19 protein-coding genes are annotated in these 20,096 nt (G+C 65.8%); 12 read left to right on the top strand and 7 right to left on the bottom strand.

The window, feature by feature from the left end; genetic code table 11:
- Positions 1-154 precede the first annotated feature (154 nt).
- Together gyrA and H5V43_RS05465 are read left to right on the top strand one after the other, a co-directional pair.
- Positions 155-2,890 carry a DNA gyrase subunit A gene (gyrA, locus tag H5V43_RS05470; protein WP_025552080.1) on the top strand — a complete coding sequence of 912 codons (2,736 nt, stop codon included), beginning with the start codon at positions 155-157 and terminating at the stop codon, positions 2,888-2,890.
- A complete protein-coding gene (locus H5V43_RS05465; protein WP_025552078.1) occupies positions 2,887-3,234 on the top strand; it encodes a DUF952 domain-containing protein in 348 nt (115 codons plus the stop codon). Before gyrA ends, H5V43_RS05465 begins: the two co-directional genes overlap by 4 nt.
- Here the strand turns inward: H5V43_RS05465 and H5V43_RS05460 are convergent, their stop codons facing one another.
- The 3 genes from H5V43_RS05460 to H5V43_RS05450 all read right to left on the bottom strand — a co-directional run bounded on the left by H5V43_RS05460 (position 3,235) and on the right by H5V43_RS05450 (position 6,307).
- Positions 3,235-4,377, bottom strand: a complete 1,143-nt coding sequence (locus tag H5V43_RS05460; RefSeq protein ID WP_025552076.1) for an acyltransferase family protein — start codon at positions 4,375-4,377, stop codon at positions 3,235-3,237.
- 302 nt (positions 4,378-4,679) lie between these two features.
- Positions 4,680-5,183 (bottom strand): TPM domain-containing protein, encoded by a 504-nt coding sequence (locus tag H5V43_RS05455; protein ID WP_025550519.1) that lies wholly within the window; start codon positions 5,181-5,183, stop codon positions 4,680-4,682.
- A 5-nt stretch (positions 5,184-5,188) separates the two neighbouring features.
- Positions 5,189-6,307 carry a glycosyltransferase gene (locus tag H5V43_RS05450; protein WP_025550517.1) on the bottom strand — a complete coding sequence of 373 codons (1,119 nt, stop codon included), beginning with the start codon at positions 6,305-6,307 and terminating at the stop codon, positions 5,189-5,191.
- A 53-nt stretch (positions 6,308-6,360) separates the two neighbouring features.
- On the opposite strand from H5V43_RS05450, the gene H5V43_RS05445 reads away from it, so the two are divergent.
- The 7 genes from H5V43_RS05445 (at position 6,361) to H5V43_RS05415 (ending at position 12,935) form a co-directional block, all read left to right on the top strand.
- Positions 6,361-7,254 carry a lysophospholipid acyltransferase family protein gene (locus tag H5V43_RS05445; RefSeq protein WP_025550515.1) on the top strand — a complete coding sequence of 298 codons (894 nt, stop codon included), beginning with the start codon at positions 6,361-6,363 and terminating at the stop codon, positions 7,252-7,254.
- 41 nt (positions 7,255-7,295) lie between these two features.
- Complete coding sequence (locus tag H5V43_RS05440; RefSeq protein WP_025550513.1) at positions 7,296-7,940, top strand: phosphoribosylanthranilate isomerase; 645 nt, start codon at positions 7,296-7,298, stop codon at positions 7,938-7,940.
- A 90-nt stretch (positions 7,941-8,030) separates the two neighbouring features.
- Positions 8,031-9,272 (top strand): tryptophan synthase subunit beta, encoded by a 1,242-nt coding sequence (gene trpB / locus H5V43_RS05435; RefSeq protein ID WP_025550512.1) that lies wholly within the window; start codon positions 8,031-8,033, stop codon positions 9,270-9,272.
- Between the two features lie 129 nt (positions 9,273-9,401).
- Positions 9,402-10,232: a tryptophan synthase subunit alpha gene (gene trpA / locus H5V43_RS05430; RefSeq protein ID WP_025550511.1), complete on the top strand. Its 831-nt coding sequence runs from the start codon at positions 9,402-9,404 to the stop codon at positions 10,230-10,232.
- Positions 10,229-11,080: an acetyl-CoA carboxylase, carboxyltransferase subunit beta gene (accD, locus tag H5V43_RS05425; RefSeq protein ID WP_025550508.1), complete on the top strand. Its 852-nt coding sequence runs from the start codon at positions 10,229-10,231 to the stop codon at positions 11,078-11,080. Before trpA ends, accD begins: the two co-directional genes overlap by 4 nt.
- Positions 11,081-11,103: 23 nt before the next feature.
- The gene (locus H5V43_RS05420) at positions 11,104-12,426 is read left to right on the top strand and encodes a bifunctional folylpolyglutamate synthase/dihydrofolate synthase (protein WP_099185788.1); all 1,323 of its coding nucleotides are present in this window, start codon (positions 11,104-11,106) and stop codon (positions 12,424-12,426) included.
- A 68-nt stretch (positions 12,427-12,494) separates the two neighbouring features.
- On the top strand, positions 12,495-12,935 hold the full coding sequence (locus tag H5V43_RS05415) for a DUF6628 family protein (RefSeq protein ID WP_025550506.1): 441 nt from the start codon (positions 12,495-12,497) through the stop codon (positions 12,933-12,935).
- Here H5V43_RS05415 and H5V43_RS05410 read toward each other — a convergent pair.
- Together H5V43_RS05410 and H5V43_RS05405 are read right to left on the bottom strand one after the other, a co-directional pair.
- The gene (locus tag H5V43_RS05410; RefSeq protein WP_025550504.1) at positions 12,920-14,236 is read right to left on the bottom strand and encodes an AmpG family muropeptide MFS transporter; all 1,317 of its coding nucleotides are present in this window, start codon (positions 14,234-14,236) and stop codon (positions 12,920-12,922) included. The two genes, H5V43_RS05415 and H5V43_RS05410, sit on opposite strands and share 16 nt — an antisense overlap.
- Positions 14,237-14,329: 93 nt before the next feature.
- Entirely contained in the window at positions 14,330-14,788 is a 459-nt protein-coding gene (locus tag H5V43_RS05405; RefSeq protein WP_025550502.1) for a response regulator, read from the bottom strand.
- Between the two features lie 161 nt (positions 14,789-14,949).
- On the opposite strand from H5V43_RS05405, the gene H5V43_RS05400 reads away from it, so the two are divergent.
- Together H5V43_RS05400 and rsmD are read left to right on the top strand one after the other, a co-directional pair.
- The gene (locus tag H5V43_RS05400) at positions 14,950-15,861 is read left to right on the top strand and encodes a pseudouridine synthase (protein ID WP_025550500.1); all 912 of its coding nucleotides are present in this window, start codon (positions 14,950-14,952) and stop codon (positions 15,859-15,861) included.
- A 59-nt stretch (positions 15,862-15,920) separates the two neighbouring features.
- A complete protein-coding gene (gene rsmD / locus H5V43_RS05395; RefSeq protein WP_025550498.1) occupies positions 15,921-16,469 on the top strand; it encodes a 16S rRNA (guanine(966)-N(2))-methyltransferase RsmD in 549 nt (182 codons plus the stop codon).
- 206 nt (positions 16,470-16,675) lie between these two features.
- Here rsmD and H5V43_RS05390 read toward each other — a convergent pair whose 3' ends face one another.
- Both H5V43_RS05390 and H5V43_RS05385 read right to left on the bottom strand, forming a co-directional pair.
- The gene (locus tag H5V43_RS05390; protein ID WP_061940062.1) at positions 16,676-17,149 is read right to left on the bottom strand and encodes a hypothetical protein; all 474 of its coding nucleotides are present in this window, start codon (positions 17,147-17,149) and stop codon (positions 16,676-16,678) included.
- A 136-nt stretch (positions 17,150-17,285) separates the two neighbouring features.
- Positions 17,286-17,681, bottom strand: coding sequence for a GFA family protein (locus H5V43_RS05385; RefSeq protein WP_025550496.1), 396 nt, complete (start codon positions 17,679-17,681; stop codon positions 17,286-17,288).
- 106 nt (positions 17,682-17,787) lie between these two features.
- Here H5V43_RS05385 and H5V43_RS05380 point away from each other — a divergent pair, with 106 nt between their 5' ends.
- Positions 17,788-20,064 carry an ATP-dependent helicase gene (locus H5V43_RS05380; protein WP_025550494.1) on the top strand — a complete coding sequence of 759 codons (2,277 nt, stop codon included), beginning with the start codon at positions 17,788-17,790 and terminating at the stop codon, positions 20,062-20,064.
- Positions 20,065-20,096: the final 32 nt, after the last annotated feature.

Raw genomic sequence — 20,096 nt, 5'->3', positions numbered from 1 at the left:
ATCGCGCGAAACAATCTGGCGCGCCGATCGCGCGGCTCATGGTCCATACCGCTCATTCCCGTCGCGTGCGCGCGTGCGCGCGAGGGGTGACAATATTGTTTCGCTCCGCTAGTGCAGCAGCAACGAACCATATCCATCCAAAAAGAGAATCGCATTGACCGACGAGACTGCCCTCGCCGACCCTTCGGACATCAGCCCCATCTCCATCGTGGAGGAGATGAAGGCGAGCTATCTCGACTATGCCATGTCGGTGATCGTCGCCCGCGCCCTGCCGGACGTGCGCGACGGCCTGAAGCCGGTGCATCGCCGCATTCTCTTTTCCGCCCATGAATCGGGCTTCACCTACAACAAGCCCTATCGCAAGTCGGCCCGCATCGTCGGCGACGTGATCGGTAAATATCACCCCCATGGCGACACGGCGATCTACGACGCATTGGCGCGCATGACCCAGGACTGGTCGATGCGCGTGCCGCTGATCGACGGGCAGGGCAATTTCGGCTCCATGGACCCGGACCCGCCGGCGGCCATGCGCTATACCGAAGCGCGGCTCGCCAAGGTGACGAACGCCCTGCTGGACGATCTCGACAAGGACACCGTGGATTTCCAGCCGAACTACGACGCTTCGGAAAGTGAGCCGCAGGTCCTGCCCGCGCGCTTCCCCAACCTGTTGGTCAACGGCGCGGGCGGCATCGCGGTCGGCATGGCGACCAACATCCCGCCGCATAACCTTGGCGAAGTGATCCGCGCCTGCCTGGCCTATATCGACAACACCGGCATCACCGTGGACGAACTGATCCAGATCGTCCCCGGCCCCGACTTCCCGACCGCGCCGCTCATCCTCGGCCAGTCCGGCGCCCGCAGCGCCTATCATACCGGCCGCGGCTCGATCATGATGCGCGCCCGGCACGAAATCGAGGAAGGGCGCGGCGACCGCCGTTCCATCGTCCTCACCGCCATTCCCTATCAGGTCGGCAAGAACGGCCTGGTCGAAAAGATCGCCGAAGCGGCCAAGGACAAGCGGATCGAGGGGATCAGCGACATTCGCGACGAATCGAGCCGCGAAGGCGTGCGGATCGTCATGGACCTGAAGCGCGACGCCACGCCCGAAGTCGTGCTGAACCAGCTCTGGCGCAACACCCCCGCCCAGTCGAGCTTCCCGGCCAACATGCTCGCCATTCGCGGCGGCCGCCCGGAACTGCTCAACATCCGCGACATCATAGAGGCGTTCGTCCGCTTCCGCGAAGAGGTCATCACCCGCCGCACCAAATATGAGCTCAACAAGGCCCGCGACCGGGCGCATATCTTGCTGGGCCTCGTCATCGCGGTCACGAACCTCGACGAAGTCGTCCGCATCATCCGGGGCTCGGCCAGCCCCGCCGAAGCCCGCGAAACCCTGCTCGCCCGCGACTGGCCAGTGGCGGAAATCGCGCCCTATCTGCGTCTGGTGGAAGCGATCGAAACGGAAGTCAGCGGCGACAGCTACCGCCTGTCGGACACGCAGGTCCGCGCGATCCTCGACCTGCGCCTGCATCGCCTGACCGCGCTCGGCCGGGATGAGATCGGCAATGAACTGGCGGAACTCGCCGCCGCCATTGCCGAATATCTCGCCATCCTCGGCGACCGCGTGAAGCTCTACGCCGTGATGCGCGAGGAGTTCGAGGCGATCGAGCGCGACTTCGCCACCCCGCGCCTGTCGGAGATCACCGCCGCTGCCGACGGCATAGACGACGAAGACCTGATCGAGCGGGAGGAGATGGTCGTCACCGTCACCGTACAGGGCTATATCAAGCGCACCCCGCTGGAGAGTTTCCGCGCCCAGGCGCGCGGCGGCAAGGGCCGCTCCGGCATGGCGACGAAGGATGAGGACGCGATCACCGAATTGTTCGTGACCTCCACCCATACGCCGGTCCTGTTCTTCTCGACGGCGGGCAAGGTCTATCGCCTCAAGGTCTGGCGCCTGCCCGAAGGCGGCCCGGCGACGCGCGGGCGGCCGATGGTGAACCTGCTGCCGCTCGGCCCCGGCGAGACGATCCAGACCGTGCTGCCGCTGCCCGAGGATGAGGAGAGCTGGAAGGATCTGCACGTCATGTTCGCCACCGCGAACGGTACGGTGCGCCGCAACAGCATGGACGCCTTCGCCAACATCCCGTCGAATGGCAAGATCGCGATGCGCTTCGACGATGAAAGCAGCGACCGCCTGATCGGCGTGGCGCTGCTCACCGAAGAGGATGACGTGCTGCTCGCCACCCGCCAGGGCAAGGCGATCCGTTTCCAGGCGACGGACGTGCGCGAATTCCAGAGCCGCACCTCCACCGGCGTGCGCGGCATGACGCTGAAGAAGGACGATGAGGTCATCTCGCTCTCCATCCTTCATCGCGCCGGCATCAAGGATCAGGAAGAACGCGACGACTATCTCCGCTTCGCCCCCTGGAAGGCGGAGAAGGAAGGCTCGCCGCAGATGAGCGCGGAACGCTTTGCCGAACTGGCGGCCAAGGAACAGTTCATCCTCACCGTCTGCGCGAACGGCTATGGCAAGCTGTCCTCGGCCTATGACTATCGCCGCACCGGACGCGGTGGGCAGGGCATCACCAATATCGACAATATCGGCCGCAACGGTCCTGTCGTCGCCAGCTTCCCGGCGCGGCACGGCGACCATCTGATGCTCGTCACCGACCAGGCCAAGCTGATCCGCATGGGCCTTGAATCCCTCCGCGTCATCGGCCGCAGCTCGGCGGGCGTGCGCCTCTTCAACGTGTCCGACGACGAGCATGTCGTCAGCGCGGCGAAGATCGAGGAAAGCGACGAGGAGACGGAGGTGAGCACCCCCGCCGGCCTGGAAGTCAGCCCGGACGTCAGCCCCGAAGCCGATCCGGACCTGGCCGAAGAGTGACAGACCTCTTCGCCTACAAGATCCTGACCGGGGATCAGTATGACCAGTTGAAGGCGGACGGCGTGTTCAAGGGCGCGCCGGTCGATCTTGCGGATGGCTATATCCACATGTCGACCCGCGAACAGGCCGCCGAAACCGCCGCCAGGCATTTTGCGGGGCAGGACCATCTGGTGATGCTGATGGTCGACCTGGCGCCTTTCGGGGACGCGCTGAAATGGGAAGAGTCGCGCGGCGGCGCCCTCTTCCCGCACCTCTATGGCGACCTGCCGCTCAGCGCCGTTGCAGGCAAGGTGGTCCTGCGGCTGGACGAGCAGGGCAGGCATCTCTTTCCGGCGGGTTTCTGATCACCGGCCTCTGGCGCGGCGCGCCCGCGCGGCAGGCGGCGGCGCCGTCATGACCCCCTGCGCCCTGACAGCCATGGCAGGATGATGCAATAGTCCGTCGATCCTGCGCACCCATGCCGGTGGCGGGACCGGCCTGCGCAGTCCCAGCAGGCCCAGCCGAATGATTGGCGAGCTTCTTTCGAGCAGCAGATGGAACAGGACCGGGACCGCCAGCGCCGCCACGATGCGCACGGAGGCGGGCCACCATGGCTGCGTCTCGATCAGCACCATCCTGTGCATGAAGAGGATCACGAGGGACGCCCGTCCCAGCAGGGCGAATTTGCGGCCGATGCCAAGCGGCGTCAGCGGCCCCGATGCCAGCCACCGGCTCAGCCACACGATCATGTGCGACCATCCGATCGCCCCTGCGACGCTGGTCAGGGCCGAGCCATAATGGCCGAACTTCATGTCCATCGGCAGGATGAAGGGCGTCAGCAACAGCGTCACGATGGCGATCAGCAGGTGCACCGGGCCCTCGAACACCGGCTCGCCTCCCAGCAGGAAGGTCGATGCCCAAAGGCTGCCGATGCCGAGGAAGAATATCGCCATGGGCAGCACCGCCATATTCCATGCCAGCGAATAACCGCCCAGCGGATAGGCGATGACCAGCATCAGCAGGAGCAGCGGGATCAACCGCACCCCGCACCCCTCCCCCATGCGCCGGGCCATGGCATTGAAGGCGACCTGCGCCCCGAAAAGGACGGTGATGAACCAGGCCGTTCCGAACCAGCCGGTAAGCTGCCGCCCGCCGAACAGCATGCGCCGGGCCAGCAGCAGGTCGGAATGGAAGATCGCGGACCAGCTTTTCCCATCCAGCATCATGCCGGCGTCCTGCATGCCCGTCAGCAATGTGAGGAAGCAGCCATAAGGCAGCAGCAGGGAAAAGACGCGCTTGTAGATCAACTGCGCGGATGGTTCGGAATGATAGGCTATGCCCGACAGGATGAAGAACAGCGGCATGTGGAACAGGTAGATCCAGTCATGCAGCCGCCCCGTGACCGCATGGCCCACCACGACAGTGACGATGCCAATTCCCTTGGCACAGTCCAGCCACTCCCAACGTTGTGTCGCGCATTGCATCGATGACGCCTTTCGCTCGCTCATCGTGCGCCCGATTTTTCTTTGTTGGATAGGCGTTTCCGGCGTCGAAAGCCATTAAGGGCGATCGCCTAGAGCCAATCGACATTCAGAAGATGACGAGCCGAAAATGGTGGTTTTCCGTGACCCGGAGCGCAGCCTACTCAAAGTAGGTGAGCACCGGAAGCACGGAAAAGCGTCATTTGCAGGCCGTCAGGGCTGAATGTCGATTGGCTCTAGGACAATTCGCAAGCGACGGAATAGCCGCTGGCCGGGAAAGAGCGGAGAAATACGGGAACAGAGCGGCTGTCCCTGGCTGAATGGACGGCTCAATCCAGCCGCTCGATTAGTGCGTCGACACCGGCGTTCACGCCGCCGTAAAGATCGCCCTTCCGGAAATGGGGGATCATCTTTTTGTCGATGACGCCCTGGCAATAGGCGTCCGTCAACACGCTTTCCAGCCCGAAGCCCACGGCTATGCGGACCAGTTGCTCGTTCGGGGCGACCAGCAGGACCACGCCATCGTCATGGCCCTTGCGCCCGATGCCCCACTGGTTCGCCAGATCGGTTGTGAACGATCCGATCTCCGCCCCGTCAAGGGACGCCACGGTGGCGACAACCATCTGGTGCCTGGTCGATCGCTCCAGTTTTTCGAGCTTCCGGGACAGCGCTTCCTCCTGCCCGTCACTGAAAATACCGGCTGCATCGGTCACCCGCCCGGCCAGCGCCACGGCCGGTTTGACCGGCCAAGCCGTTCCCTGAGACGCCGTTTGCGCTTTAAGGCCGGGGATCGCCAGCGCAGCGGCGCAGAGCAGCAGAAGGCGGACCGGCATGGCCCTCATCCCACCTTCTCCATCCGCGCGACCTTTCCATTCCTCATCCAATAATCATAGCCGCCCCATCTTATCCGGCTGGAGCAGGCGGCCGCCAACTGAATTCCCCAATGCGCCCAGCACACGGCAAATGGCGCCAGCACGTCCCACCGGAGCGACCGCCGCGCCGTCCGCGCCTGGCCGGGTTCCAGCACGCCCGCGACGATCCGCCGCCGCGCCAGCGCCCGGCCGAGAGCCGCTGCATAGCCCACCGCCACGGCGCTCCAGCCGCCCCATCCCACCGCCCAGACCCAGCCCAGCGCCTGCACGCCCGCCACGGCGCAGGCGATCCGCCACATGCCCGGACTGTTGGTCAGGACATGGCGATACTGCCGCACGGCGAAAGCCAGCGCCCCTTGCCGCGCCAGCGGACTGGCGACCAGCAGATCGCGCACCGGCCGCAACCGCAGCTTCGCCCGCCATCCGGCCAGCCCGATCGCCATGTCGTCGGACAGCCGCCCCGCCAGCGCGGCATCCAGTTCCAGCCGCTCCGCCGTCTCCCGCGTCAGCGCCATGGCCCCGCCCCAGGGCATGGTCGCGCTCGCGGCTCTGGGCAGCGTCGCCAGTTGCATTTCAACCGCGCCCACCAGCGCAGCCGCCACGCCCGCTTCCGGCAACAACAGCCGGTATCCCGTCACGATGTCGGCCTTTCCCCGCACCAGGGGAAAGAGCAGCCGGCCCACCAGCCGCGGCGGCGGCATGATGTCCGCATCCACGAAAACCAGATAGCGATCGGCCTCCCGCAGGGAGCGCAGGGCCGCGCGCAGCTTGTGAACCTTCTGCCCCTCGTCCCCGGCGATGCCGGCACGAACGAGCTGCACCCAATCCCCCTCGCGCGCAGCCATCGCCTCCGCCGCCGCGCATGCGCCGGAGGTGGCGACCACCAGCCGGAACCGGGCCGTCTGCGCCTTAAGCCGCGCGATGAGACCGGGGCTCCCATCCCAATCGTCCCGCACCGACAGCAGCATGGCGACGCCCTCCGGCGCCTCCTCCTGCCGGTCCGTCGGCAGATGCCGCCAATAGTTGAGCACGCCGATCACGCTCAGCCCCTGCAGGATCACCCAAAGCCCCAAGGCCCAACTCATCGCAAATCCAAGCCCTTTACCGCCCCGACCGCTGCTGTATGACGGCAGGCGCGATGCTCTCCAACCCCTTTCTCTTCACCCTCCTCCGTATCCTTCCGGCATCCCTCGCCTCCTGGCTGGGAGGCTGGCTGTCGGCCAATGTCGCGCGCAGGTCCATGAAATTGCGGGATGAACGAGCCCGCAGGAACCTTGCCGTCCTGCGCCCCGAACTGGACCAGGCAACCCAGGAGAGGATGCTCACCCGCCGCTGGTTCAATCTGGGCCGCACCATGGCCGAACTCGCCAATGTCGACCGGCTGGTGAACGACCGGCACGTGACCATTGCTGACGAGGCAGCCTATCGAGAAGCGCTGGCTTCGCCACGGCCGATGATTTTCCTGACGACCCATATCGGCAATTGGGACCTGCTCGCCGCTCATCTCAAGGCGTCGACCGACCGCCCCGGCCTGGGCGTCTACGATCCGCCGGACAATGCGGCGCAGGCCGCGATGCTGAAGCGGGCGCGGGAAAGCTATATGGGGGAAGCGATCACAGGCAGCAGCGGCGCGGCCCGCGCCATCCTGCGGCACCTTTCTGAAAAGGAGCGCCCGATGCTCTATATCCTCGTGGACGAAAGGCGCGACCGGCAGGTCTGGTTTCCCCGTTTCGGCCGCGACCTCGAACCGTCGGGCAATCTTTCCATCGCCCTGCGTCTCGCCCGGCGCAGCAATGCCCGCTTCCTGCCCTTCACCCTCGCCCGGACGAAGGGCGCACACTTCCATCTCGACTGGCACCCGCCGCTCGACCCCAAGGCCATGGAGGAAGCGGAACTGCTCGACGCCATCGACGCCTATCTGGGCAAGGCATGCATCGACCATGCGGACCAATGGCTGGCGTTGCACGATATGGACCTGGCGGCTGCTTCCCCCGCCCTTGTGGCTTCCCGGAGCGAACAGGTGGCGGGATGAAAGCGGTTCTCACGCCCTGCCGCACCCGCTAAAGCGCCCCCATGTCCCGACTCGCCATCAAGATCTGCGGCCTTTCGACGCCTGACACGGTCGGCGCCGCCATGCGCGCGGGCGCCACCCATCTGGGATTCGTACATTTCCCCAAAAGCCCCCGTCATGTAGAAGCGGACCGATTGCGCGCCCTGGCAGCGCCCGTCCCGTCCCATGTCGGGCGCGTCGCCGTGCTGGTCGATCCAACCGACGAGACACTGGCCGATCTCAGCGCCACGGGCGCCCTCACCGCCCTTCAGCTACATGGGAAGGAAAATCCCGAACGCGTGGCGGCCATTCGTCAGCGCTTCGGCATTCCCGTCTGGAAAGCCATTCCAGTGAAGACCCGCGCCGACATCGACGCCGCGGGCGCCTATGCGGGCGCTGCCGATTTCATCCTGTTCGACGCCAAGACGCCCGAGGGCGCGGCTCTCCCCGGCGGAATGGGCCTGCGCTTCGACTGGACGCTGCTGCGCGGCGCTTCCCTGCCGTTGCCCTGGGGTCTTTCCGGCGGGCTCGGTATCGACAATGTGGCCGAAGCAGTCCGCATCACAGGCGCGCCGCTGGTCGATGTTTCGTCCGGCGTCGAAAGCGCGCCCGGCATCAAGAGTGTGGACAAGATCATGGCCTTCTGCAATGCGGCGTCGGCATGTTGACGCAGAGCATCCTTTTAGAACGCATCGGCCTTCGATGGCGTTGATCACTTGCCCAGGTGATCCAACCCCATGACTGAAGAGATAGAAGCGATGACCGACAGCATTATCCTGCCCAACAGCCTGCGTTCACAGCCCGACGCCTCCGGCCATTTCGGTTCCTTTGGCGGCCGTTATGTGGCCGAAACCCTCATGCCGCTCATTCTGGAGCTGGAGAAGGTCTACAGGGACGCCAGGCAGGACCCGGCGTTCGACGCCGAATTCACCGAATTGCTGCGCAGCTATGTCGGCCGCCCGAACCCGCTTTACTATGCCGGGCGCCTGACCGAAGCGCTGCGCGCCGAAGCCGCACCGGGCAAGGGCGCGAAAATCTATCTGAAGCGCGAGGAACTGAACCACACCGGCGCGCACAAGATCAACAATTGCATCGGCCAGGCGCTGCTCGCCCGGCGCATGGGCAAGAAGAAGGTCATTGCCGAAACCGGCGCGGGCCAGCACGGTGTCGCCACGGCGACCGTCGCCGCCCTGTTCGGCATGGAATGCAAGATCTTCATGGGCGCGAAGGATGTGGAGCGGCAGAAGCCCAACGTCTTCCGCATGAAGCTGCTGGGCGCGGAGGTGATCCCCGTGGTTTCGGGATCGCAGACGCTGAAGGACGCGATGAACGATGCGCTGCGCCATTGGGTGTCGAACGTGCACGACACTTTCTACATCATCGGCACGGCGGCCGGGCCGCACCCCTATCCGGAGCTGGTGCGCGACTTCCAGTCCGTCATCGGCCGGGAAGCGCGCGAACAGATACTGGAACTGGAAGGCCGCCTGCCCGACATGCTGATCGCGCCGGTCGGCGGCGGTTCCAACGCCATCGGCCTGTTCCATCCCTTCCTCGACGATGCGGAGGTCAGGATGATCGGCGTCGAAGCGGCGGGCGAAGGCCTGGCCGGCAAGCATGCGGCGAGCCTGGCCGGCGGCAAGTCGGGCATATTGCACGGCAACCGCACCTATCTGCTCCAGGACGAAGACGGGCAGATCACCGAAGCGCACAGCATCTCCGCCGGTCTCGACTATCCCGGCATCGGGCCTGAACATAGCTGGCTGCATGAAATCGGCCGTGTCGAATATATGCCCATCACAGACGACGAAGCGCTCGCCAGCTTCCAGAAGCTCTCCGCGCTGGAAGGCATCATCCCCGCGCTCGAATCCGCCCATGCGATCGCCAGCGCGGAAAAGGTCGCGCCTACGCTCGACGCCGACCGGATCATCGTCGTCAACCTGTCCGGCCGCGGCGACAAGGACATCTTCACCGTGGCGAGCGCCCTGGGGGTGGAGATATGACCTCGCCCGCCATATGTCTTGCTCCTGCGAAGGCAGCAACCCCGTTCAACCGTCACCTGTTCACGCGACCCGTGGACCGGGCTGCCACCTTCGCGGGAGCGCGTTGCGTGTCGGGTTTGGGAATTCGATATGACCGTTGACCGCCTCTCCGCCCGCTTTGCCGCCTGCAAATCGCAGGGCCGCGCCGCGCTCGTCACCTTCGTGACGGCGGGCGACCCCAGCGTGGCCGACACCCCCGCGATCCTCGATGCACTGGTAGAGGGCGGCGCCGACATCATCGAACTCGGCATGCCCTTCACCGATCCGATGGCCGACGGCCCCGCCATCGAACTGGCGAACCTGCGCAGCCTCGGCTCCGGAACGAAGACGAAGGATATTTTCGCCCTCGCCAGCGCCTTCCGCGCCAGGCACCCTGAAACCCCGCTGGTCCTGATGGGCTATGCCAATCCGATGCTCGTGCGCGGCCCCCAATGGTTCGCCGACCACTGCAGCGCCGCAGGCGTCGACGGCGTGGTCTGCGTCGACGTGCCGCCGGAGGAAGACGCCGAAATCGGTCCCGCCCTGCGCGCGGCCGGCATCCACCTGATCCGCCTCGCCACGCCGACGACCGACGCGGCCCGCCTGCCAGCCGTGCTGAACGGCGCCAGCGGCTTCCTCTATCATGTCGCCGTCGCAGGCATCACCGGCAAGCAGCAGGCCGCCCAGGCTGCCGTCGAACAGGCGGTAGCCCGGCTGAAGACCGCCACCGACCTTCCCATCGCGGTGGGATTCGGCGTGCGTTCCGCCGAACAGGCTGCCGCCATTGGCCGCGTGGCCGACGGCGTGGTGGTGGGGTCCGCCATCGTCGACATCATCGGCTCGCACGGCGACGCCGCCGCCCCCTTCGTCAAGGAGTTCGTCGCTGCCCTTCGCGGCGCGCTGAACGCCAACAGCCCTCATTTCCGGGAGACCGCCGCATGAGCTGGATCAACCGCGTCCGCAACGCCCTGCCCTTCATGGCGAAGAAGGAAACCACCGCCGAAACGCTGTGGCACAAATGCCCCTCCTGCGCCGAGATGATCTTCATCAAGGAGTGGGAGGACAATCTTTCCGTCTGCCCGCGCTGCGACCATCATGGCCGCATCGGACCTGCGGAGCGGTTCGAACAGATACTCGATGCCGGTTTCATCCTGCTGCCGACCCCGCAGGTGCAGGAAGACCCGCTGAAATTCCGTGATTCCAAGCGCTATCCGGACCGCATCAGGGCCGCACGCGCCGCGACGGGCGACCAGGACGCGCTGATCAACGCGCGGGGCGCCATCGATGACGTGCCGCTTGTCATGGGCGTGCAGAATTTCGCCTATATGGGCGGTTCCATGGGCATGGGCGTCGGCGCCGCCTTCATCCAGGGCGTCAACGAAGCCATTGCCCACAAATGCCCCTATGTGATCTTCACCGCAGCGGGCGGCGCGCGCATGCAGGAGGGCATACTTTCCCTCATGCAGATGCCGCGCTCCACCGTGGCCATCCAGAAGCTTCACGCGGCGGGCCTGCCCTATATCGTGGTGCTGACCGATCCGACGACCGGCGGCGTCACGGCCAGCTACGCCATGCTGGGCGACATCCAGATCGCGGAGCCCAATGCGCTCATCGGATTTGCGGGCCAGCGCGTCATCGAAAGCACGATCCGCGAAAAGCTGCCCGACGGCTTCCAACGCGCGGAATATCTGCTGGAGCACGGCATGCTGGACATGGTCATCCATCGCAGCGAGCTGCGCGACACGCTGGCCCGGGTGATCGGCTACCTCGCCCCTCGCGCCGCGGCCTGAGGTCATCGGGGAGACCAGCGCCGATGGCCGACCACGCCGTCTCCGACGATCCCGCCGTCCAGGCCCAGCTCGACCGCCTCGCAACGCTGTCGCCGGGCGCCGACATATTGGGTTTGGACCGCATCGCCCGCCTGCTTGACCGCATCGGCAACCCCCATCGCGCCCTGCCGCCCGTCTTCCACGTTGCGGGCACCAATGGCAAGGGCTCGACCTGCGCCTTCCTGCGCGCCGCGCTGGAGGCGGACGGGAAGACGGTTCATGTCTTCACCTCTCCCCATCTGGTCCGCTTCAACGAGCGCATCCGCATCAGCGGCAAGCTGATCTCCGACGAGGCGCTGGCTCATTACCTCTCGCGCGTCCTCGACGTTGCGGAAGGGATCGGCGCCAGCTTCTTCGAAGTCACCACAGCCGCCGCTTTCCTTGCCTTTTCCGAACATCCAGCCGACGCCTGCATCGTGGAAGTGGGCCTTGGCGGCCGCCTTGACGCCACCAACATCATCGAAAAACCCGTGATCTGCGGTATCGCGCAGCTTGGCCTCGACCATCAAAGCTTCCTCGGCACCACGATCAGGGAAATCGCCGCCGAAAAGGCCGGCATCGCCAAGCCCGGGGCGCCGCTGGTGACGCAGCGCTATGCCGACGCGCTTTTCCCCGTGATGCTGGAGGCCGCCGCCCGCAACCGGACCCACTGGTTCGCCATGGGCGAGAGCTGGGACGCGGCGGCCTACCGGGATCGCCTCCATTATCGCGACGATCAGGGGCGGCTCGACACGCCCTTGCCGCGCCTGCCCGGCGCACACCAGATCCATAATGCCGCCCTCGCCTTCGCCATGCTGCGGCACCAGAATGTCGTGCCCGTCAGCGAAGCCGCGTTGAAGGCCGCTCCGCTCTGGGCACATTGGCCGGCCCGCCTGCAAAGGCTGGACCATGGTCCCTTGCTCGCGCCTCTTCCCAAAGGGACCGAGGCCTGGCTGGACGGCGGCCACAATGCCGGTGCGGGCGAGGCGATCAGCGCCTTTTTCAGCAGCGAGCGGCTTGAGGGGCATAAGCTCGAACTGATGATCGGCATGCTGTCGAACAAGGAACTGGACGCCTATCTCCATCCCTTTGCCGGCCGGATCGCGCATATCCACGCCCTGCCGGTGCCAGGTCACGATCATCATCCGCCGGAACGCTTCGCCGCCGTTGCCGATCGGTGGGGCATTGCCTGCACCGCGCATGCGGGACCCGAAGACGCCATTGCCGCCGTCGCCGCTCAGCCGGGCCGTGAACCCAAGCTGCTGATTTCCGGCTCGCTCTATTTGGCCGGAGAAATTTTGCGACTGAACGGTCAATATCCCGACTGAATTTACTTGCGATTGACTCGCAATAGCGTACTCTTGCCTTCCGACGACAAGGCAGAAGGTACGAACGCATGGCCCATGGAGAGTCCCCCTCCCTCGATCAGCCCCGTCCGCTTCCCGGCGGCTACGGCAACCGGCTGTTCCTCTATGTGATGCGCCGCATGGCGACGGCGGGGGTCAACGATGCCCATGCCGCCAATGCGATGCTGGGCGCCTTCGGCCGCGGCTATCGCCGCCCGCTCGTGCTGATGCGGGCGATGATGCTGGAACTGGCGCGGACATCCAGCCGCAGGATATTGATCGCACCCTGCTGTTGTTCGCGCATGACGAGCGACGAGGCGCTGATGATTCAGGCGATCGGCAGCGCGCTGCGCAGCCCCCGCTCGGCTTATGACGATGTCGCCGCGCTACTGGGCAATGACCATGCCTTGGGTGCGCTCACCTGCTTGCAAGCGGTCGCCCAGGCGCATCGCGACCTCGGTCGGCCACTTGACCTTTACGCCGCGGGCTGAGGGGCTGCCGCGCTCCCGACACTGGCGTCGATCAACCCTGCGCGCATCATCAGCCAGAACAGGACGATGCCCGGCACCGCCAGCGCCGTGGTCAGCAGGTAGAAATCGACATAGCCGAACCGTTCGATCATCGCGCCCGCCGTCGTCCCCGTCAGGAACCGTCCGACGATGCTCGCCGCCGCCGAAATCAGCGCATATTGCGCGGCGGTGAAGCGCAGGTCGCAGAGCGCGGAGAAATAGGCGACCACCGTCACCCCGCCGATGCCGCTCGCGAAATTTTCGAAGCCGATCGCGCCGGCCATGCCCCAGTTGCTCTTGCCCAGCGCCGCCAGCAGCGCGAAGCTGAAGTTGGAGACGCCCATCAGCAAGAGGCTGACCAGCACCGAGCGCTTCATTCCCATGCGCGCATACAGCACGCCGCCGACGAAAATTCCGATCAGATAGGCCCAGAAGCCGATCCCGACGTCGTAGATGGCGATTTCGTCATTGGTGTAGCCCATGTCGTCGAACAGCAGGCGGAAGGTGAGGTTGGCCAGCGTATCCCCGATCTTGTGCAGCAGGATGAACAGCAGCACCAGCCAGGCGCCCCGCCGGCGGAAGAATTCCACCAGCGGCCCCGCGATCGACTCCCAGACTTCGCCCAGACCCCGCCGCGCGGTGGGTTCGCGGTGCCGCTCCGGCTCGCCCAGCACCAGCCCGGTCAGCATCGCGGGAAGCGCGAATACGGCGCAGGCCAGATAGGCGCCATGCCAGCCGATCCGGGCCGCCAGCACCAGCGCCAGCGCACCCGCCGCGACCGATCCGATGCGCCAGCCATATTGCGACATGCCCGACCCGACGCCCAATTGCTCGGGCCGCAATGTCTCGATCCGGTAGGCGTCGATCACGATGTCGAAAGTGGCGCCGGCGACGCCGACCAGGATCGCCGCATAGGCCGTCTGCAAAAGGCCGGTGGTGGGATCGACCAGCGCCAGATTGGCGACCGCCGCCATCACGAACACCCCCGCGACCAGCAGCCAGCTCACCCGCTGCCCCAGCCGGCCGATGACCGGCAACCGAACGCCGTCGACGACCCAGGCCCACAGCCATTTGAGATTATAGACCAGGAAGGCAAGGGTGAAGGCTGTCACGGCCTTCTTGTCGATGCCGTCCTGCGCCAGCCGGGTGGTCAGCGTCGCACCGATCATCGCATAGGGAAAGCCCGACGATATGCCGAGAAAAAATGCCCCCAAAGGCGCCTTCTGCACATAGGGCTTCACCGCATCCAGCCAGTTGGCCGAGCCCTTCGCGATGTCGGTCATAAATTGGTGCGCCCCCGGGAATGATTATCCGGGCCACCATATGGGCAAATGCGGTGGAGGCAAGCCGTCCGGCAATCTTATATCGGGCCCGGATCAGGCGGCGTCCTCGAACAGGTGAAGACCGTCGGGAAAACGGGGCAATGCCTTTCCCCGAAGCAGGGCATCCACGACATCGATCGCCGCCAGCAGATCGCGCGGCGCATAGGGCTTGGCCAGGCATCCCAGGGCCATTTCCCGCGCGTCGACAGGGCAGGCCCCCGTCACGAACAACACCGCCACGCCTCTGCCCGCCGCAAAGCGCGCAAGATCGATGCCGGTCTTCTCCCCATGCAGGGTCACGTCCGCGATCACCAGATCGACGCTTTCCTCCTGCATGATGGTGACTGCATGGGCATATTCGTCGACGGTCGCGGCCACGCGATAGCCGGCCATTTCCAGCACATGCTCATTGTCGAAGGCGACCAGCGGTTCGTCCTCGACCACCAGCACGCTGCGTATGGCCTTGCGCCGCCCCCGCGCTTCGGCTTCCCCTTTTACCAGCCCGAAAAACATTTGCCGATCCGCCCCATTTGCGCCATTCACCCGACCAACGTGCAAGGCCCCGAAGGGGTTTCCCATCGTCCCGGCGCATGGGCGCAAGGACAGCACCATTCGTCAATTTCCCGGCCTTCCGGATATGGGAAGGCCACCCTGTTTTGAAAAGGAACTCTTCCGTGAAACCGCCGAAAAAATCTGGGCCGCCCCGTCGGCCGGGCTCCGGTGGTCCCAGGCGTCCGACGGGCGCCAAACCGGCGCCGGCATCACGCCCGGCCCGCCCGCCCGTCAAGAAGACCAGGACGGCGCCCGCCAATCCCGCCAATCCCCATCCTGCCCGCGCTGCCGCCGCCGCCAGCGGCAAGAACGAACCGCAGCGCATCGCCAAATTGCTCGCCCGCGCAGGCGTCGCCTCCCGGCGGGAGATCGAGCGGATGATCGAGGAGGGGCGGATCACGCTCGACGGCGAAGCGGTGTCGACCCCCGCCACCCTCCTCACTTCGCTGCACGGCGTCGCGGTCGACGGGAATCCGGTCGCCGCACCGGCACCTGCGCGCCTGTTCCTCTTCCACAAGCCGGCGGGTTTCCTGACGACCGAACGCGACCCCCGCGGCCGTCCGACCATTTATGACAAGCTGCCCGCCGACCTGCCGCGCGTCATGCCGATCGGACGGCTCGACATGACGACCGAAGGCCTGCTGCTGCTCACCACCGATGGGGAGTTCAAGCGGCAGATGGAGCTGCCCTCCACCGGCGTCCCGCGCACCTACCGCGCCCGCGCCTTCGGTGAAGTCAGTCAGAACCAGCTGGAGGACCTGTTCGACGGGCTGGAGATAGACGGCATACGCTATGGCCGGATCGAGGCCAATCTGGAACGCCGCACCGGCCGCAACCAGTGGATCGAAATGACGCTGACCGAAGGCAAGAACCGCGAAGTCCGCCGCGTGCTCGAACATCTGGGGCTTCAGGTGAACCGGTTGATCCGCACCAGCTACGGCCCCTTCCATCTGGGCGAGCTGGCATCCGGCGCGGTCGAGGAAGTGCGGCAGCACGATCTGGTCGTCTTCCGCAAGAGCCTTGGGAAACCCTGACCCCCTCCGTTCGCCCTGAGCCTGTCGAGGGGCCCTTCTTTTCTGGAACGAGCCAGCCCATGAGAATAATTGCAGGCCAATGGCGGGGTCGCCCCCTTACCGCCCCCAAGAGCGACGCAACACGCCCTACGGCGGACCGCACCCGGGAAACCCTGTTTTCCATGCTGCTGAGCCGGATCGGCTCCTTCGAGGGGCTGAGCGTTGGCGATTTCTTCGCGGGCTCGGGCGCTCTGGGGTTCGAAGCGCTCTCGCGCGGCGCGGCAAGCTGCATCTTCGTGGAACAGGACCGCGCGGCGCTGGACGCGATCCGAGCCAATGGCGACAGGCTGGGCATCCGCCCCGACATCCGCCAGAGCAGCGTCCTGTCGCTGGGTCCGGCAAGCGAGCCCCTGGACCTCATCTTCATGGATCCGCCCTATCAGAGCGGCGCTGGCATGGTGGCGCTGGACAAGCTGAGCCGCCTGGGCTGGACCGGGCCCGCAAGCTGGATCAGCATCGAAACCGACCGGCGCGAGGATGTGGCGGTAAAGGGCTTTACCGTGGAGACGACCCGTGACGTGGGAAAGGCTCGACTGACGCTGCTGCGCGCAACGGAGCGCGCCGAATAGTCCAGGCGGATTGGGTGAAGTGATGGCGCGACGGACATGACCATGGACCATCGCCGCGGCTGCGCATTGCACCCAGCCTGCGACCCGGCATATCGGGAGCAGCCCCGGCGACCTTGCTGACGGTGCTCGATCGGCACAGCCTGACCGGCGGCGTAGCTGGACCGGGCTGGCAGCCATGATCGCCGCCATGCCCGGTCTTGCAAGCATCAACGCCGCTTGCGCATGGATTTGGGCGCTTCGCTCCGGTTGATGCAGCTATCCTGCACGGTCCTGCTGCACAGCGGATAATCCTTCTGCTCGGTCGGCGGCGGCGTCATATTGCCACCCACGGTCGCGGGATTGGCTGAGGTTCCGACGGGAGCGGACGGATCACGCGGAACGCCGGCAGGAGCCGGTTGCATGCCCGTGTCCGGCGGCACGGCTCCGGTCGGCTGCCCAGCATTGGGATCGGCGGCTGGGGGCGGCGTCGCGGGCGTCGCCGGAGTGGCCGGGCTGGCTGGCGTCGCTCCCGGTTCGGCGGGGGTCGCCGGCGTCGCAGGAGTCGCGCCCTGCTCGGGCGGAGGCGGCGTATCGGCGACGGGCGGCTGCGCCGAAGCCGGCATGTCCTGCGCGATCGCAATGCCGGTAACGCCGGTGCCGAAGGCCAATATGGCCGCACCTGCCAACAGGATCGATTTCATCGGGATCATCCTTTCCTTTGTTCTCGCCCCGTTCTGCCGTTTGGGCTGAACAAAGAACCGGATGCGCGATGCCTGCGTTCCGGCCCGGGCGACGAGCCGTTGCGGATGCGCCGCCAGACGATCCTGCCTGTCGGCCTCAGGCCTCGGGGTAGCGCTGGAACTTGGGCAGTTGATGCGCGCCCTCCATCCATGGCGCGGCCTCGGCAAATTGGACGTGGATGGCTGGCGGCAGGTTCGACTGGTCGTCCAGCGTTCCGGTCTGGATGTCGATCATGCCGGGGAACACGGCGGCATTGCGGTAGAAAAGGCCCGTACCGCAGGTTCCGCAAAATTCCCGCGTCACATTGTCGGAGGACCGGTATGCCACCGGCCGACCCGTCACCGTCACCTGTTCTTCAGGGAACAGGGCCCAGCCCACCATCGGCGCGCCCGCGCTTTTCCGGCAATCCGAACAATGGCACAGCGCGCTATAGGCCGGCTCGCCCTGCGCTTCGTAATGGATCGCCCCGCATTGGCACCGCCCCGAGAACATGGCCTTTACTCCTTGCATGATTCGCCTTTTGTTCTCATAGAAGGAGCAACGGTGCAAGGGCCGCCCGCCCTTGCCGCTTCCCGCCCGGCACCCTAGTTGATAGCGCATGACTCTGCCCGCCCCCTCCCCCGACGATCCCGCCTATCTCCAGGGGCTGAACGAACCCCAGCGGGAGGCCGTGCTCACGACCGAGGGGCCGGTGCTGGTGCTTGCAGGCGCCGGCACGGGCAAGACGGCGGCGCTCACCGCTCGCCTCGCCCATCTGATCGCCACCCGTCGGGCCTATCCTTCGGAAATCCTCGCAGTCACCTTCACCAACAAGGCGGCGCGCGAAATGCGGGAGCGCGTCGGCCGGATGATCGGCCCCGCCGTCGAAGGCATGCCCTGGCTGGGCACCTTCCACGCCATCGCCGCGAAGATGCTGCGCCGCCACGCCGAACTGGTGGGGCTGCAATCCAATTTCACCATCCTCGACACGGACGATCAGCTTCGCCTGATGAAGCAGCTCATCCAGGCGGAGGGAATCGACGAGAAGCGCTGGCCCGCACGCCAGCTCGCCGGCCTCATCGACCAGTGGAAGAACAAGGGGCTGACGCCGGAGGAAATCGGCGCCGGCGAGAGCGAGGGCTATGCCAACGGAAAGGGGCAGAAGCTCTACGCCGCTTATCAGGCGCGTCTTCGGGACGTGAATGCCTGCGATTTCGGGGACTTGCTGCTGCATGTTCTGACGATCCTGAAACGCCATCGGGACGTGCTGGAAAGCTATCAGCAGCGCTTCCGCTATATCATGGTGGACGAATATCAGGACACCAACAGCAGCCAGTATCTGTGGCTGCGCCTGCTCGCCCAGCAGCGCAAGAACATCTGCTGCGTGGGAGACGACGACCAGTCTATCTATTCATGGCGGGGGGCGGAAGTCGCCAATATCCTGCGGTTCGAAAAGGATTTTCCCGGCGCGAAGATCGTCCGGCTGGAACAGAATTATCGCTCGACACCCCATATATTGGGCGCTGCGTCAGGAGTGATCGCGGAAAATGGCAATCGCCTGGGCAAGACGCTCTGGACCGACATCGACGTGGGCGAGAAGGTCCGCATCATCGGCGTCTGGGACGGGCCGGAGGAAGCGCGGCGCGTGGGCGACGAGATCGAATCGATCGAACGCAGCGGCCAATCGCTGGAGGGGGTCGCCATCCTCGTCCGGGCCCAGCACCAGACGCGCGAGTTCGAAGACCGCTTCATCCAGATCGGCCTGCCTTATCGCATCGTGGGCGGCTTCCGCTTCTATGAACGCGCCGAGATTCGGGACGCTCTCGCCTATCTTCGCCTGGTCAATCAGCCCGCCGATGACCTGGCGTTCGAACGGATCGTCAACGTCCCCAAGCGCGGCCTGGGCGACAAGGCCGTGGAAAAGCTGCATCGGCTTGCCCGGGCGGAGGGCGTTCCGCTTGCCCTCGCCGCCGCGCGAATCCTCGACACGGACGAGATGACGCCGCAGGCCCGCCGCAGCCTCGGCGCCTTCATCGGCGATCTCGCCCGCTGGCGGGACCGCGCGGTGCAACTTCCCCATGCCGAACTGGCCCGACAGATATTGGACGAAAGCGGCTACACCGCCATGCTCCAGGCCGAACGCACCGCCGAAAGCGCGGGAAGGCTGGAGAACCTCAACGAACTGACCCGCGCCATGGAGGAATATGAGACGCTGGGCGCATTCCTGGAGCATGTAAGCCTCGTCATGGACAATGAGGCGCAACAGGACGAGCGCAAGGTCACGATCATGACCATCCACGCCGCCAAGGGGCTGGAGTTCGACACGGTCTTCCTCGCGGGGTGGGAAGAAGGCATCTTCCCCTCCCAGCGCGCGCTCGACGAAGGCGGCCTCAACAGCCTGGAGGAGGAACGCCGCCTCGCCTATGTCGCGATCACGCGGGCGAGGAAGTCCTGCGTCATCCTGCACGCCGCCAACCGCCGCATCTATGGCCAGTGGACCAGCTCCATCCCTTCGCGCTTCGTCGGGGAATTGCCTCCCGAACATGTGGAGGAGGAAAGCAGCATGTCCGGCGGCGCCTCGCTCTGGCGCGCCAACTGGTCGGAGCGGGCCGATCCCTTCGCCAATGTCCAGCGCGGCACCGGTCGCGGCCCCGGGTGGCAGCGCGCCCAACAGAGCGGACAGTTCACCCGCGAACCCGCAAGGATCGTGGAGGCGCGCGCATCAGCGGTCTCGCTCGGCAACAAGGGGCGGGATGACATGAGCGTCGGCCTGCGCGTCTTCCACCAGAAATTCGGCTACGGCACGGTGGCGGAGATCGAAGGCAACAAGCTGGAGATCGATTTCGAAACGGCGGGTCGGAAGCGGGTGATGGACAGCTTCGTCCAGCCTGCCTAGCCGTCAATCGAGCCTTTCCTCAAGACCGCCGT

Source organism: Sphingobium fuliginis, assembly GCF_015074805.1.
GTDB lineage: Bacteria > Pseudomonadota > Alphaproteobacteria > Sphingomonadales > Sphingomonadaceae > Sphingobium > Sphingobium fuliginis.
This window is presented reverse-complemented; position numbering and strand designations above follow the sequence as displayed.

Bases quoted from the DNA above. Each gene is read 5' to 3' on its own strand.
- H5V43_RS05380 (WP_025550494.1), top strand. From the start codon at position 17,788: ATGACTCTGCCCGCCCCCTCCCCCGACGATCCCGCCTATCTCCAGGGG.
- H5V43_RS05455 (WP_025550519.1), bottom strand. From the start codon at position 5,183: ATGCCGGTCCGCCTTCTGCTGCTCTGCGCCGCTGCGCTGGCGATCCCC.
- H5V43_RS05440 (WP_025550513.1), top strand. From the start codon at position 7,296: ATGTCCCGACTCGCCATCAAGATCTGCGGCCTTTCGACGCCTGACACG.
- accD (WP_025550508.1), top strand. From the start codon at position 10,229: ATGAGCTGGATCAACCGCGTCCGCAACGCCCTGCCCTTCATGGCGAAG.
- H5V43_RS05390 (WP_061940062.1), bottom strand. From the start codon at position 17,149: ATGAAATCGATCCTGTTGGCAGGTGCGGCCATATTGGCCTTCGGCACC.
- H5V43_RS05405 (WP_025550502.1), bottom strand. From the start codon at position 14,788: ATGTTTTTCGGGCTGGTAAAAGGGGAAGCCGAAGCGCGGGGGCGGCGC.
- H5V43_RS05450 (WP_025550517.1), bottom strand. From the start codon at position 6,307: ATGAGTTGGGCCTTGGGGCTTTGGGTGATCCTGCAGGGGCTGAGCGTG.
- H5V43_RS05460 (WP_025552076.1), bottom strand. From the start codon at position 4,377: ATGAGCGAGCGAAAGGCGTCATCGATGCAATGCGCGACACAACGTTGG.
- rsmD (WP_025550498.1), top strand. From the start codon at position 15,921: ATGAGAATAATTGCAGGCCAATGGCGGGGTCGCCCCCTTACCGCCCCC.
- H5V43_RS05410 (WP_025550504.1), bottom strand. From the start codon at position 14,236: ATGACCGACATCGCGAAGGGCTCGGCCAACTGGCTGGATGCGGTGAAG.
- H5V43_RS05445 (WP_025550515.1), top strand. From the start codon at position 6,361: ATGCTCTCCAACCCCTTTCTCTTCACCCTCCTCCGTATCCTTCCGGCA.
- trpB (WP_025550512.1), top strand. From the start codon at position 8,031: ATGACCGACAGCATTATCCTGCCCAACAGCCTGCGTTCACAGCCCGAC.
- trpA (WP_025550511.1), top strand. From the start codon at position 9,402: ATGACCGTTGACCGCCTCTCCGCCCGCTTTGCCGCCTGCAAATCGCAG.
- H5V43_RS05415 (WP_025550506.1), top strand. From the start codon at position 12,495: ATGGCCCATGGAGAGTCCCCCTCCCTCGATCAGCCCCGTCCGCTTCCC.
- H5V43_RS05385 (WP_025550496.1), bottom strand. From the start codon at position 17,681: ATGTTCTCGGGGCGGTGCCAATGCGGGGCGATCCATTACGAAGCGCAG.
- H5V43_RS05420 (WP_099185788.1), top strand. From the start codon at position 11,104: ATGGCCGACCACGCCGTCTCCGACGATCCCGCCGTCCAGGCCCAGCTC.